We start from the raw sequence: 13,886 nt of genomic DNA, 5'->3' as shown, positions 1-13,886 counted from the left end.
CAAGTAGACAAACGAAATTGTCCGTCATTTTTTTCTTACCCTGATGATACGTAGGCCGTTTATCCGCCATCCTTGCCAACTATTTGGGGTCGTGGTGAGGTAGGCATGTCGAATCGGGAAAAATAAAGCCTCTAAGGGCTGTCGATTCGCGCACGCAGCGTACCATGACCCATCTCTTCTAAGCTCTCGCTGGTCGGGTCCCGGGTCCCAACACAGCGAATCGCTAAGAAGAGGCATAGCTGGCAAGGACAAGCAGCTACGCTGTGGCTTTCGCTGTTCCTCTTGTGCCCCATTGACCCTCCCATCGCTCGATAAAGTGCACAGGATTTGTTTGTAATTTGGTGTGGATTCGTTTATGATTGTAATAGTGAATGTACTCGGTTATCGCGTATTGCACTTCAGAGGCTGTCTTTGCGTCTTCAAAGAAACAGGCCATTTCACATTTTGCGTGACTGAAGAAGTTTTCAATACATGCGTTATCCCAGCAGTTGCCTCTGCGGGACATGGATGGTGTGAGACCCATCTCTTGGACACGCATTTGATAACCAGCGTTTGTGAATTGTGTGCCTTGATCACTATGTAGGATGGCACCTTTCACAAACGTTTTTTCTTTTAAGCCCTCTAAAACCTCATAGACCAATGCCATGTCTTGACGAGGTCCCAGGGCATAAGCTACCACCTCATCGTGAAACAGGTCCTTAATGGCGCATAAATAAAGAAATTTATTAACCCCTTGTTGGACAGGCAAGTAGGTGATGTCAATGGCAAATTTGCATCCTGGCTTTTCCGCATGAAAGTTACGATCCAAGATATTCGCTACTTTATGATGGCTGTCATGACGCTTCATATAGCGCTTTTGTCGAATCTTACAACGCAAGCCATATTGTCGCATGATACGAGCTACACGCATTTCTCCCGCCTGGATATCATAGGTTTCCTTCAGGGCTATTTTCATTCGTTTTCTCCCCAGTGTCCCACGATGCTCCTGATGCAACTTCCATAAGTAGCTATACAATTGTTCATCTTGATTCGCTTGCATACTGCCGCCTCCACGGTTTTTCCACTTATAATAACCTGCCCTCGATACATCAGTCAGCTCCACTAAGTCTGTCACCGGATAATCCTTGGCATTGGCTTCAATAAAAGCAAACTGCAGCTCTTTCTGTTCTCTCACCCCCTTTCCAACTCCAAAAGCTTTTTTAATAATTCAATCTGGAGCGCCTGACGCTCAAGTTTTTCGTCTTTGGTTAGCTCTTTCTTTTTCGCTTTTGTCTCTAAGTTTTTCCTTTGTTTGTCACTAGGTTTCTTCTTGTTTATAAGCGCTTCATAACCTCCCCCTCGAACTCTTTGTACCCAACGTCTAGCCACTCTTCCATCACTAATACCATATGTTTGTACTAAGTCTCGAATGGCATGTCCTTCAAAATATTTCCCCACTACTTCTTTCTTCAATTCATAACTATAAGTTCTCATCTGTTCCGCCCACTCTCCTGTTGATTAAATTCCCTATTATAGTGGACATGTCTCGAACTTGTCTACTCTACTAATACAATATCAGAATCTAACAGACAAAAAACCGCCGAATGATGAAATTTTGTCCGTAAGAACGAATCTAACGGACAAAAAACTGCCGAATGATGAAATTGTGTCCGTAAGAACGAATCTAACAGACAAAAAACCGCCGAATGATGAAATATTGTCCGTAAGAACGAATCTAACGGACAAAAAACTGCCGAATGATGAAATTGTGTCCGTAAGAACGAATCTAACAGACAAAAAACCGCCGAATGATGAAATGTTGTCCGTAAGAATCTAACAGACAAAAACTGCCGAATCACGAAATGTTGTCCGTAAGAATCTCGCGGACGGAAGCGAGCACATCTCCTTCCGCAGTCCGTAAGAACGTTCTGTTTTCTTTGCATTCGTAATACAGGGTGGCGCAGGGGTTGTCCGTTTTTGCATATCTATATCTGCTAACCTCCTTCTTTATTGTCATCGAATCAAAAAAGTGATACGGTAGCTATATCTGACAAAAAGAAGGTAATATAGAATGATGGAATTTTTTCAAGGACTACACCCTGTTACACAAGCACTGATTGCAACATTGTTCACCTGGGGCATGACCGCCTTAGGGGCAACCTTGGTATTTGCCACCAAAAAGGTAAATCAAAAACTACTAGACAGTATGTTGGGGTTTGCTGGCGGGGTAATGATAGCAGCCAGTTATTGGTCGCTTTTAGGCCCTGCCATCGAATCTTCAACGGATCATACGATTGGAGCTTGGTTCCCTGCTGCATTAGGCTTTTTGCTTGGTGGCTTTTTCATCTGGGTGATTGATAAGATATTGCCACACCTGCATCCAAACGCCAAAGCGCAAACAGCGGAAGGGGTGGCGCCTAACAAACGAAAACGAAGCACCTTACTGGTATTAGCGATTACCATTCATAACATCCCGGAAGGTCTGGCAGTAGGGATTGCCTTTGGTGCATTAGCCACACAAGGTACAGAAGCAGCCCTTGCTGGTGCAATCACCTTGGCGCTGGGAATTGGGATACAGAACTTCCCAGAGGGGGTAGCTGTGGCTATGCCGCTTCGAGGAGATGGGATGTCCCGAGGCAAGAGTTTTTTCTATGGACAGTTCTCTGGAATGGTCGAACCAATGTCTGCCGTCATCGGGGCGTTTGCTGTTGCCTATATCGAGCCATTACTTCCTTATGCCTTAAGTTTTGCGGCTGGTGCGATGATTTTTGTTGTAGCGGAAGAGGTGATTCCGAGTTCTCAAGAAAAAGGGAATCGGGACTTGGCAGCCATCAGCTTAATGATCGGTTTTGTCTTAATGATGGTATTAGATGTAGCATTAGGTTGATAGCTATCGACAAGAAAAGATTGACAGATGCTCCCTGCATTCGTTAAACTAGAGCTAACAAATATGAAAGGGTGAATCGAAGCCGATGAAGTTATAATCCTATTTTTTCGCCATGATGTCCATAAAGTAACAGCTTACGCTTGAAGAGGAGCGGTCTGTCTTTAGGACAATATGCAGAATAGGATTGTAACCTTCATTACTGTCATTTCTTTATTGGATGATATCAGTATACCCTTTTCGGTAAAGTAGTGCCTCCTATTCTGCAAACAAGAATATGGGGGCATTTTTTGTCCCTGGATAGACGGAGGAATTCGATGTTATTAGAGGCAAATAACCTCATTGTTTCTATACAAGGCAGAACGCTAATAGAAATAGAGGAACTGGAAATACACGAAGGTGAACGGATTGGTTTAATTGGGAAAAACGGCAGTGGTAAAACCACCTTATTACGGATGCTTGCCAGCGAAAAGATACCGGAGGAAGGCGAAATACATGGCTATACATCGATTGATTTTCTCCCACAGCTTAAGGAACAAATCGCTGATAAAAGCGGTGGTGAAGTAACACAGCAATATATCCAAGATGCATTTGCGACCCAAGCGGAACTATTATTTGCCGATGAGCCGACGACACATTTGGACACGGCACATATCGAATGGGTGGAGAAGCACTTTTTACACTGGCAAGGCGCATTTATTGTGGTCTCTCATGATCGTGCCTTTCTTGATCGGGTGTGTAATCAGATTTGGGAGATCAATGACCAAAAGCTTAGGGTCTTTAACGGCAATTATCAAAACTATCGAGAACAAAAGGAAATCGAACAACGAGAACGCGAGGCAGAATATGAAAAATATCAAGAGAAGCGGCAGCAATTAACGAAGGCAATCGAACAAAAGGAAGTGCGGGCCCAACGTGCAACCAAGAAACCGCAACGAGTGAGTAACTCCGAAGCAGGCAGTATTGGGGCCAAACCATACTTTGCCAAAAAACAGAAGAAGTTGCGACAGACCGCCAAATCATTAGAAACAAGATTAGATAAATTGGAGAAGGTAGAAAAGCCTTTTGAAGAAAAGCCATTAAGAATGGAGCTGCCTCAACAGGAGAAGTTATCAGGCAAGACGCTGATTCAGGCAAATCATGTGGATGGTACCATCGGTCAGCGAACGCTTTGGCAAAATGGGACCTTCCAAGTCAAGGCAGGGATGAAGCTGGCGATTATTGGTGATAATGGCAGTGGCAAAACGACCTTGCTGCGTAAATTGTTATCACGAGAGGAAGGAGTCCAGGTTTCTTCGGCTTGCCAGATTGGCTACTTTAAACAAGACTTATCATTGCTTGAGACGGATCGTTCCATTTTGGCGAATGTGCAAGAAGATTCTGTACACGAGGAAACTTTGATACGTACGGTGTTAGCACGCCTCCATTTTTATGGCGATCAAGTCCATAAGAAAGTGGAGGTGTTAAGTGGCGGGGAGCGGGTGAAGGTAAGCCTCGCCAAAATACTGCTAGGTAATAGCAATACCTTGATCCTTGATGAGCCTACCAACTTTTTGGATATCGAGGCCATGGAGGCATTGGAAAAATTGCTGATCGAATATGAAGGAAGCCTCCTGTTTGTCTCTCATGATCGTCGTTTTGTCGAAAGAATAGCAACGGCCATACTGGAGATCAAGAATGAACATTTGCACTTTTTTGCTGGAGATTATCCTGCTTATTTAGAGCATCAGCAACAGCCTGACGAATCAAACGACGATCAAGAAGACTTATTGCTGATCGAGACAAGGATCACCGAGGTGTTAAGCAAGCTGAGTTTGGATCCTAGCCCAGAGCTGGAGGAAGAGTTCCAGCAATTAGTGAAGAGAAAAAGGGAATTAACGGACTAAGCAGAAGGAAGTGGAGACTAAATCCACTTCCTTTCCATTTTTGCTATTTTTCTAGCTCTTACAATGATGATATCAGGTGTTTCCTGCTGTCCATGGCTTTCTTCATAAAAACCATCAATAAGAAAGCCGTGTTGAAAGAAGGTGTGAAATAGATCCTGCAAAGAACGACGGTAGTAACAATGTGGCTGAGGTTGTCCTTCAATGGCAATATCTTTATAACTGTGCGCTGTTAGGTATTGGTCGGTTAGGGTTATAAAACAAGGGTGCTGTGTGGCAAATACAAATACCCCGTTTTCTTCGATTAAGTGATAGACAGCTTGAAATAAATGCGTGATTTCCGCCATATCCATTATAGCCATATTAGACACTGCCTTCGTGTATGGACGGCTTCTTTCTAATGTCATTAATTCTTGTTTGTTGGTGGCATCGATAACGTGAAAACGGATCTTATCCTGGTATTTCCGTTGTCTTTTTTTCGCCAGTTTGATCATGGTACGACTATAATCAAAGGCGACTACCTCTGCCCCTTTTTCGGCAAGGTAAGCCGAGTAATTACCATTTCCACAGCCAATATCCAAAATAAAATCGTCTGCAGTAATGTGTAGAAGCTCACTTACTTTGGGGCGTACGGTTTCTCGGTGGAATCGATTAGAGGCATCTCCCATGTAATCATCCCAAAAAGCTGCATTGTTTTCCCAAGCTTTCCGACTTTCCTCAACAGAGTATTCCTTCATAGCTATTCCTCCCTCGTAATGGTTATACTTTACCTACCAAGATATCCAAATCTACGGTAATCTGAGAAAGTGGGCGGGCTTTGCTTTTCCCCCAGGTTAGTGGTGTCATACGCCATAAATGTTCGGCAGTGCCTGAAGGTATGTCCCATTTATATTGTATCGTCTTCTGTTTTACCATTTGCAGCTGCTTGCGAAAATGCGCGCTCGTATCGTCATTAACATATTGTCGATTTCCTTGGAGTTGTTCCCTGATCTCGATTAAATAATAGGCTCGCGGTATCACTTTGATAATCAAGCCACCTGGTACTGCTAAACGTCGGAATTCTTGGTAATTGGCTGGTGATAAAATATTTAATAAAACATCAAATGAATTTGCCTGAAACGGACTGTTAGCAAGGTCTGCCACTGTCCATAAGATACCGGGATGATATTTGGCTGCGGTTTGTATCCCGTCTTTACTGATATCGATGCCAACTCCTCTGCCTTGCTGCTGATAATGCTGCAGTATATTGGCGAGGTGGGAACCTTCCCCGCAACCGATGTCCAGTATATTCTCCCTGTCGATTAGTTCGGCGAGTTTTTGATGTAAAGGGTCATACATTCCGTTTTGAATAACCTGATATCTGGACTCGAAAAGCTCTCGGTCGTAATCAGTAGGGGAAGGTTTTCCGTAGAAATTAATGTAGCCTTTTTTGGCGATATCAAACAGGTGCTGGGAGGAACATCGAACGACGGTACCGTTTACTGTGAGATTGCCGTGACATATCGGACAGCGAAATAATGACTGACTATCACGCAATAGCTGTGCCGTCCATTCTTTTTTGTTCATGTCGTTTTCCCTCCATTTTTTAGTAAGCTATAATTAGCATACCATGTTCCACCTATAAAAAAAATGAGCAAAACTTGCCCTGTCCTTTCTTCTTTTATAAAAAAATGACCAAGCCTATCAGCTTGATCATTGTTCCTATTCTTTTTCAAATGTCTTCGTACTTCTAACGGTGTCAATATGACGGACCATGCCTTCAATCTCTTCTCGTTTGTTCTCTAAAAATGGTGGCAAGGATAGCTTTTCTCCAAGGGTTTCGTATGGTTCGTCCCCCATAAAGCCAGGACCATCTGTAGCCAATTCGAATAGAATCTGTGGTGCGACTCTGGTATATAAGGAATGAAAGAAGAAACGATCGACATAGCCAGATGTTTGCAAACCAAATTTACGGTAGTGCTGATCCCAATCGTGTAATGTTTCAATATCCTCAATCCGAAAAGCGGCATGATGGACGGTGCCATATCCTTGCTGTGCAACCGGCATTTCCTGATTTTCTTCTACAATGACCTGAGCGCCATTTCCACCTTCTCCTACCTCAAACAAGTGATTATTGCCTTCCTGCCCGATTTCGGTGAACATTAAGACCTTTTCCATCATTTGTTTAAAATAGTTAAAATCATGAATACGGACAGAGATTGGTCCAAGGCCTGTAATTGCATATTCTAACGGGATCGGGCCATTTTTCCATGGAGTGCCGCTTGCAACACCTTCATTGCCTTCGTCCGAGATAAGTTGATACTGTTGATCATCAAAATCAACGAAAGATAGTGTCTTTTTGCCGAATTGTTGTTGGATTCCGTCATTCTTGATCTCCAAGCGATTTAGTCGTTGCAACCAGTAATCGATGGCGTCATCGGATGGAACACGAAATGCCGACCGAAAGATCTCATTGGTGCCATGTATGCCTTTTGGAATACCAGGAAAATCAAAGAATGTCATATCCGTCCCTGGGCTTCCTTTATCATCGGCAAAAAATAGGTGATAGGTTTGGATATCATCTTGGTTAACAGTTTTCTTCACTAATCGCATGCCCAGTACTTCGGTAAAGAAACGGTAATTTGCTTCTGCGCTGCTAGTAATGGCTGTGACGTGGTGCATCCCTTTTAAACCATTCATATATATTCAACTCCTCATTGGATTATAAATATTTCGAATTCGAGATAAATATAACAAATGATTCACTATAATGCAATGTAGAAGGCTTGTTCCGAGACACAATCGATATTTTACAGGCAAGGGTTGAAGATGTTTGTTACAATAGAAGAGCGAGTTTAGACAAGAAAGGAAGTTGAACGATGGTATCTGTAAACCAAATAAAACCAACAATCACGCCATCCTATGACCCATGGGAAGCCTATCTCGATGTCGAAGAGTATGGCGAGATGACGTTGACTAATATAGAATTTACAACGACCCATCTTTGTAATATGCGTTGTGCCCATTGTGCAGTGGGTTATACGTTGAGAGACAAGGATCCTGACGCCTTACCTTTTTCCTTATTGAAACAACGATTAGATGAAATTCCGCATCTCCGTACATTGAGCATTACTGGTGGAGAACCGATGATGTCGAAAAAGTCTGTTCGTGAATATGTTGTCCCTTTGCTTCGTTATGCCCATGAACGAGGGGTGCGAACACAGATTAACTCCAATTTGACCTTGCCTTACAGTCGTTATGAAGCAATTATTCCTTATTTAGATGTGTTACATATTTCGCATAATTGGGGCACGCCAGAAGAATTCGCTGAAACAGGTTTTGCAAATATGGAACGGAAACCAAATGAAGAAAATCGCAAAAAGTATTTTGAGCGAATGATGGAAAATTCACAAAATCTGGCAGGGGAAGGGGTGATGGTCTCCGCCGAAACGATGTTAAACAAGCGGACATTCCCTTATCTGGAATCGATTCATGATCATGTGGTGGAAATGGGTTGCGTGCGCCATGAGATCCATCCGATGTACCCCGTGGACTTTGCTAGTGATCTGCAGACATTGAGTTTAACAGAAATGCAAGAAGGGCTGGAACGATTGCTAAACCATCGCCAGCAAGGTATCTGGATGTTGTTTGGCACCCTTCCTTTTTATCCATGCAGTCAGAATGAAGAGGAACTTGCGTTGCTGCAGCGATTATATCGAGAGAAGAATGTCACCGTGAGAAATGATCCAGATGGTCGTTCTCGGTTGAATGTGAATATTTTTTCCGGGGAAGTGATTGTTACTGACTTCGGCGATGAGGAAGAACCGTCATTAGGAAACATTCAGAACACCCCGCTGCAGACTTCTTTTCAACGATGGATGGATTCAAAAACGGCGCAGTCATTAAATTGCCATTGCCCAGCTGTAAAATGTTTGGGACCAAATATTCTGGTGAAAAATACGTACTATCAAGGAGTAGACTTCATGAAACGATCTGCTAATATTTCGAGGTAGGCGGGTTTTATTCAGGATGAATTGGCGGCTTTGCATGCTTATGGACTCGAGAGCGGGGTTTGCTTTCTCCAGTCCACGATAGTGATTCTTACGGACTGAGGAATGGGAAAAATTCTCCAGTCCGTAAATCTCTATCTCATCACCTTAGATGAATAAAAACACAGGAAATTCACACCACATTATCCAATATCAACAAGCTCTAATAAATAATATGACATTTGTCATGATAAATTCCTGACAAGTGTGTCTAAACAGATAGCAGTCCCTGCTTTATACTTATGAACACAGTAAGTTTTTCGAAAGTAGGGATGCAAAATGAGTAAACAAAAGCAGGCACAACTAAGGAAAGATGTGATGCCATATGCAACCTCTAAAACAAAAACAAGTCTCATCCAATTATTAAATACGATACCTCCCTTTTTTATTTTATGGCTTTTGGCCTATCAAAGCTTATCCTTCTCGATTTGGTTAAGTTTGCTATTTAGCATCGGGGCAGCAGGCTTTATGGTACGAATGTTTATTATTTTTCATGATTGTGCCCATCAATCTTTTTTCAAAAACCCAAAATTAAATCGAGTGCTGGGAACGATTACTGGCGTTATTACGCATTTTGCCTTTGAAAAATGGAAAAGGGAACATGCGATTCATCATGCCACCAGTGGTAACTTGGATCAGCGCGGGATTGGTGATATTTGGATCATGACGGCAACAGAATATGAAAATGCCGGAAAGTGGGAAAGGCTGCAATATCGCTTATATCGAAATCCGTTGATCATGTTTGGTCTGGGGCCGCTTTCCCTATTCCTCTATAGCAATCGATTCAATCGAAAAGCCGCTAAGAAAAAGGAGAGACGTAACACCTACCTTATCAATGTATTATTAGTTTTGCTTTACGCATTGATTACATTCACCTTAGGCTGGCAGGCATTGGTATTTGTGCAATTGCCTATCGTTTATATAGCTGGTGTACTAGGCATTTGGTTGTTTTATGTACAGCATCAGTTTGAAGATTCTTATTTTGAAAATGAGTCCGAATGGGATTATGTCAAGGCAGCTGTAGATGGAAGTTCTTATTATAAATTGCCAAAATGGCTGGAATGGATGACGGGCAGCATTGGCTATCACCATGTCCATCATTTAGCGCCCAAAGTGCCCAACTATCATTTAGAACAGGCGCATCGGGAAACACCGCCATTACAAAAGGCAACAACGATTACCTTAAAAACCAGTTTAGAATCGATTAAGTTCCGTCTGTATGACGAAGATCAAAAGACGTTTATTAGTTTTCGTGAAATGAAAAAGCGATTGAAGCAAAAACAATCGCATTCTCTCTCTGCTGCGAAACCACCACATACGATTCGATCATAAACGTAATCCCCCTGCTGTTTAGGGGGATTATTTGATGCAGGGATATGATGAAAAATATATTTCTGTATAAGAGTATAGAATAATGAATAATTCTGATAAAATAACATCAAGCAGGATGAAAGAGGAGGTAATGCTGTGCGCCACTGGTATCATATTTTCCCTCGTAATACGGGATTGAGTTTATATATATGGATTATTTTCTGTGTGCTTCCCTTCTACTTTATCTTCCGTTCGACGTCTTTGTGGGAGATTGGTTTTGGAGTGGCAGTGACCTTACTATTTTTTGCCGTCTATTGGTTTACATTCACCTCGCACGGACCACTTGTTTATATCGGATTGAGTATCGAATTTCTAATTAACGTGGTCATGACGATCTTATTTGGCTATGTGTATTATGCGTTGTTCACCGCCTTTTTTGTTGGAAACATCCGTAGTAAATCTGGTTTTATTACCATGTATGTGCTTCATTTGGTGACGACAGTAGGGGCGATTACAGCGGGCTTTTTCCTGGATTATACATTGTTTTTAAATCAGCTGCCCTTTTTAATTATGACGGTGCTTGGGGTGATTTTACTCCCCATTAATCGTTATAACCGTCTCAAGCAAGAAGAATTAGAAGTGAAATTAGAGGATGCTAATCGTAAAATCGCGGAGTTGGCTATTGTAGAGGAGCGGAACCGCATTGCCCGTGATTTACATGATACATTAGGCCAGCGATTATCGATGATTGGATTGAAGAGTGAGCTTGCGGCAAAGCTGATTGAGAAAGATGGCAATGCCGCTAGAAAAGAACTAGAGGATATTCAGAGTACATCCAGACAAGCGTTAAAAGAAGTGAGAGAGATGGTCTCCAATATGAAGAATATTCGTATTGCGGAAGAATTAGATCATGTGAAGCAGTTAATGGAGGCTGCCCAGATAAAGCATGATATGCGAGTGGAGATAGATGTAACCCATATGCCCATTTTGATTGAAAGTGTGTTAAGTATGTGTCTGAAAGAGGCGGTTACCAATGTGGTCAAGCATAGTCAGGCAGAGCGGTGTACGGTGCAGCTAACCGAAACGGCGCAAGAAATCAGCTTATTGGTGGAGGATAATGGTTTTGGGGTGTCAGGGATGCTGGAGGCAGGCAATGGATTGCAAGGTATGCGTGAACGTCTTTCTTTCATTAATGGCACCTTAGATATATCCGATAGTCCGGAGGGGTTTAAAGTGGAGATTACCGTTCCGATCGTACTGAGGCAGATAGAGGAGGGATAATATGATTCGAATGGTGATTGCGGAAGATCAACAATTATTATTAGGTGCATTAGGTGCATTGCTGGATTTGGAAGATGATATGACGGTAGTGGGTAAGGCAAGCAATGGTACAGAGGTATTGCAATTAGTAGAAAAAGAACAGCCTGACATCTGTTTGCTGGATATTGAAATGCCTGTTATGACAGGTCTTGAAGCAGCAGAACGCCTGAAGGATCAGTCATGCAAGGTCATTATCTTAACTACTTTTGCCCGCCCTGGTTATTTTGAACGTGCAAGAAAGGCGGACGTCAGTGGCTATTTGCTAAAAGATAGTCCAAGCGAAGATTTAATGCAATCGATCCGGCAGATTATCAAGGGAAAGCGAATCTACTCTCCTGAATTAATTGACCTTGCCTTTGCAGAAAAAAACCCACTAACAACACGGGAAGTGGAGGTAATGGAGTTATTGATAGAAGGGAAGTCAACGAAGGCAATTGCCAAGGAACTATATCTGTCCCATGGCACCATTCGAAATTACATCTCCATTATTTTGGATAAGCTGGAAGTAGCTAACCGTATGGAAGCAATTGCGAAAGTACAAGAAAAGGGTTGGTTAAAATAGTAGCTGGCCAGCAGTTACTATTTTTTGCTTTTTTGCTTAAAAAAACATACAATATCTTTCGTGACTATATTATTTTTAATTGAACGGGAGTGAACATATGTCTGTATCTGTTGAAAAAAGAGGGACCATCGTTGCGCTGTTATTAGCAGGGGCGTTTATTGCGATTTTGAATCAAACATTGATGATAACGGCCATTCCGCCGATCATGAATGAGATGAGTATTACGGCTAATTCAGCACAATGGCTGACAACGATTTTTATGATGATAAATGGAATTATGATTCCTGTTACTGCCTTTTTAATGGATCGTTTTACGACGAGGCAATTATTTCTCACGGCGATGAGTATATTTGCTGTAGGTACATTAGTCGCTGCCGTGGCACCGAATTTTTCATTTTTATTAGCGGGGCGAATTATTCAATCGGCGGGTGCTGGGGTGATGCTGCCATTAATGCAAACCGTGTTTTTATTGATATTTCCTGTGAATAAGCGAGGAAGCGTAATGGGGCTGGTCGGTTTGGTTATTTCTTTTGCACCTGCGATTGGGCCATCACTGTCTGGTTGGGTAACAGAACACTATTCGTGGCGGGTTTTATTCTATATCATTCTACCGATCGCGATTATTGATATTATTATTGCTTATTTTGTAATGAAAAATGTAACAGAAGTAGCTAAACCAAAACTGGATGTACTATCGGTCATTCTCTCTTCGTTTGGTTTTGGTGGATTATTATATGGATTTACAAGTGCCGGTAATAATGGCTGGGCGGCGCCTGTCACGATTATTGTATTGATCATCGGTGTCTTGTCGTTACTCTGGTTTATTTTGCGCCAGTTTAAATTAACTCATCCGATGTTGGAATTTCGCGTGTTTACTTACTCGATCTTTCCATTTACGGTGGCCTTAGGGATGATTGCTTTTATGGGGTTGATTGCAGTGGAGACCTTGATTCCGCTATATATGCAAGAAGCCCGGGATTTTAGTGCGATGCAGTCTGGTCTGGTTATTTTACCAGGTGCATTAATTACTGGTTTAATGTCGCCGATTACAGGCAGGATTTTTGATAGAATTGGTGGCAGATGGCTCGCGATTATTGGTTTCTCCTTAATGGTAATTGGTTCTCTTCTGTATACCATATTAGATGATAAAACGTCGATGACTTATTTAACCGTTGTGTTTATGATTCGTATGCTGGGCATTTCCATGGTAATGATGCCAGTAGCAACGGCAGGGTTGAATCAACTTCCGAAGCGGCTGATTGCCCATGGAGCTGCTATGGATAACACGTTGCGTAATGTTTCGGCTTCAGTTGGAACGGCTATCATGGTAACGGTCATGACTCAAACAGAAGCAATCGCAGAGCAAGCAGAGAAAGCATTCCCAGCGATTGTAGGCGCCAATACAGCATTTTTGGTGCTGTCTATTATTACCTTGATTGGATTAGGGCTGTCGTTCTTTGTCAAAAATAGCAGGCCAACGGATATTGATGAAGAAGGCTAGATTAGATGAAAAAACTTGGTGCACAGCGGCCAAGTTTTTTTCATGGGTAAGAAAATGAGTGTTAGCTTTATGTCACCGTTCTGTTTTTTGTTGTTTTTTGGTTATGAATAAGCCCGGCGGAAACCAGTGAAAATCTCACGGACAAAAAACCGAGGGATCGAGGAATTCTGTCCGTAAGAATGGATCTAACGGACAAAAAACCGAGGAATCGTAAAGTTTTGTCCGTAAGAATAGATCTCACGGACAAAAAAACGAGGGATCGCAAAGTTTTGTCCGTAAGAATAGATCTCACGGACAAAAAACCGAGGAATCGCAAAATTTTGTCCGTAAGAATGAATCTCACGGACAAAAAACCAAGGGATCGCAAAATTCTGTCCGTAAGAACCAAATCTCACGGAACCAATACTATTCAAGGCAA

At 42.3% G+C, this 13,886-nt stretch carries 14 protein-coding genes; 8 read left to right on the top strand and 6 right to left on the bottom strand.

The features are described from left to right. Nucleotides 1-256: 256 nt before the first annotated feature. Together E0E32_RS05280 and E0E32_RS05275 are read right to left on the bottom strand one after the other, a co-directional pair. On the bottom strand, nucleotides 257-1,174 hold the full coding sequence (locus E0E32_RS05280; protein ID WP_165444964.1) for an IS3 family transposase: 918 nt from the start codon (nucleotides 1,172-1,174) through the stop codon (nucleotides 257-259). Continuing rightward, the gene (locus E0E32_RS05275; RefSeq protein ID WP_130859203.1) at nucleotides 1,171-1,473 is read right to left on the bottom strand and encodes a helix-turn-helix domain-containing protein; all 303 of its coding nucleotides are present in this window, start codon (nucleotides 1,471-1,473) and stop codon (nucleotides 1,171-1,173) included. Before E0E32_RS05275 ends, E0E32_RS05280 begins: the two co-directional genes overlap by 4 nt. Before the next feature lie 58 nt (nucleotides 1,474-1,531). Between E0E32_RS05275 and E0E32_RS05270 the strand changes: the two genes are divergently transcribed. The 3 genes from E0E32_RS05270 to E0E32_RS05260 all read left to right on the top strand — a co-directional run bounded on the left by E0E32_RS05270 (nucleotide 1,532) and on the right by E0E32_RS05260 (nucleotide 4,749). Then, the gene (locus E0E32_RS05270; protein ID WP_130859202.1) at nucleotides 1,532-1,816 is read left to right on the top strand and encodes a hypothetical protein; all 285 of its coding nucleotides are present in this window, start codon (nucleotides 1,532-1,534) and stop codon (nucleotides 1,814-1,816) included. A 234-nt stretch (nucleotides 1,817-2,050) separates the two neighbouring features. Continuing rightward, entirely contained in the window at nucleotides 2,051-2,866 is an 816-nt protein-coding gene (locus tag E0E32_RS05265) for a ZIP family metal transporter (RefSeq protein WP_130859201.1), read from the top strand. Nucleotides 2,867-3,180: 314 nt separating this feature from the next. Further along, a complete protein-coding gene (locus E0E32_RS05260) occupies nucleotides 3,181-4,749 on the top strand; it encodes a Vga family ABC-F type ribosomal protection protein (RefSeq protein ID WP_130859200.1) in 1,569 nt (522 codons plus the stop codon). A 17-nt stretch (nucleotides 4,750-4,766) separates the two neighbouring features. Here E0E32_RS05260 and E0E32_RS05255 read toward each other — a convergent pair whose 3' ends face one another. The 3 genes from E0E32_RS05255 to E0E32_RS05245 all read right to left on the bottom strand — a co-directional run bounded on the left by E0E32_RS05255 (nucleotide 4,767) and on the right by E0E32_RS05245 (nucleotide 7,425). Next, the gene (locus tag E0E32_RS05255; protein WP_130859199.1) at nucleotides 4,767-5,483 is read right to left on the bottom strand and encodes a class I SAM-dependent methyltransferase; all 717 of its coding nucleotides are present in this window, start codon (nucleotides 5,481-5,483) and stop codon (nucleotides 4,767-4,769) included. Nucleotides 5,484-5,505: 22 nt separating this feature from the next. Then, nucleotides 5,506-6,312 carry a methyltransferase domain-containing protein gene (locus E0E32_RS05250; protein ID WP_130859198.1) on the bottom strand — a complete coding sequence of 269 codons (807 nt, stop codon included), beginning with the start codon at nucleotides 6,310-6,312 and terminating at the stop codon, nucleotides 5,506-5,508. Between the two features lie 135 nt (nucleotides 6,313-6,447). Next, on the bottom strand, nucleotides 6,448-7,425 hold the full coding sequence (locus E0E32_RS05245) for a ring-cleaving dioxygenase (RefSeq protein WP_130859197.1): 978 nt from the start codon (nucleotides 7,423-7,425) through the stop codon (nucleotides 6,448-6,450). A 179-nt stretch (nucleotides 7,426-7,604) separates the two neighbouring features. On the opposite strand from E0E32_RS05245, the gene yfkAB reads away from it, so the two are divergent. From yfkAB to E0E32_RS05220, 5 genes are all read left to right on the top strand, one after another. Beyond that, nucleotides 7,605-8,738: a radical SAM/CxCxxxxC motif protein YfkAB gene (yfkAB, locus tag E0E32_RS05240; RefSeq protein WP_130859196.1), complete on the top strand. Its 1,134-nt coding sequence runs from the start codon at nucleotides 7,605-7,607 to the stop codon at nucleotides 8,736-8,738. Nucleotides 8,739-9,053: 315 nt separating this feature from the next. Further along, a complete protein-coding gene (desA, locus tag E0E32_RS05235) occupies nucleotides 9,054-10,106 on the top strand; it encodes a Delta(5) desaturase DesA (protein ID WP_130859195.1) in 1,053 nt (350 codons plus the stop codon). Between the two features lie 135 nt (nucleotides 10,107-10,241). After that, a complete protein-coding gene (locus E0E32_RS05230) occupies nucleotides 10,242-11,366 on the top strand; it encodes a sensor histidine kinase (protein ID WP_130859194.1) in 1,125 nt (374 codons plus the stop codon). Between the two features lies 1 nt (nucleotide 11,367). Then, complete coding sequence (locus tag E0E32_RS05225; RefSeq protein WP_066187794.1) at nucleotides 11,368-11,967, top strand: DNA-binding response regulator; 600 nt, start codon at nucleotides 11,368-11,370, stop codon at nucleotides 11,965-11,967. A gap of 97 nt (nucleotides 11,968-12,064) precedes the next feature. Then, entirely contained in the window at nucleotides 12,065-13,468 is a 1,404-nt protein-coding gene (locus E0E32_RS05220) for a DHA2 family efflux MFS transporter permease subunit (RefSeq protein WP_066187791.1), read from the top strand. A 185-nt stretch (nucleotides 13,469-13,653) separates the two neighbouring features. On the opposite strand, the gene E0E32_RS05215 is transcribed toward E0E32_RS05220, so the two are convergent. Then, a complete protein-coding gene (locus E0E32_RS05215) occupies nucleotides 13,654-13,881 on the bottom strand; it encodes a hypothetical protein (protein WP_130859193.1) in 228 nt (75 codons plus the stop codon). Between the last annotated feature and the right edge of the window lie 5 nt (nucleotides 13,882-13,886).

This window comes from Gracilibacillus phocaeensis, assembly GCF_900626275.1.
Lineage (GTDB): Bacteria > Bacillota > Bacilli > Bacillales > Amphibacillaceae > Gracilibacillus > Gracilibacillus timonensis.
This window is presented reverse-complemented; position numbering and strand designations above follow the sequence as displayed.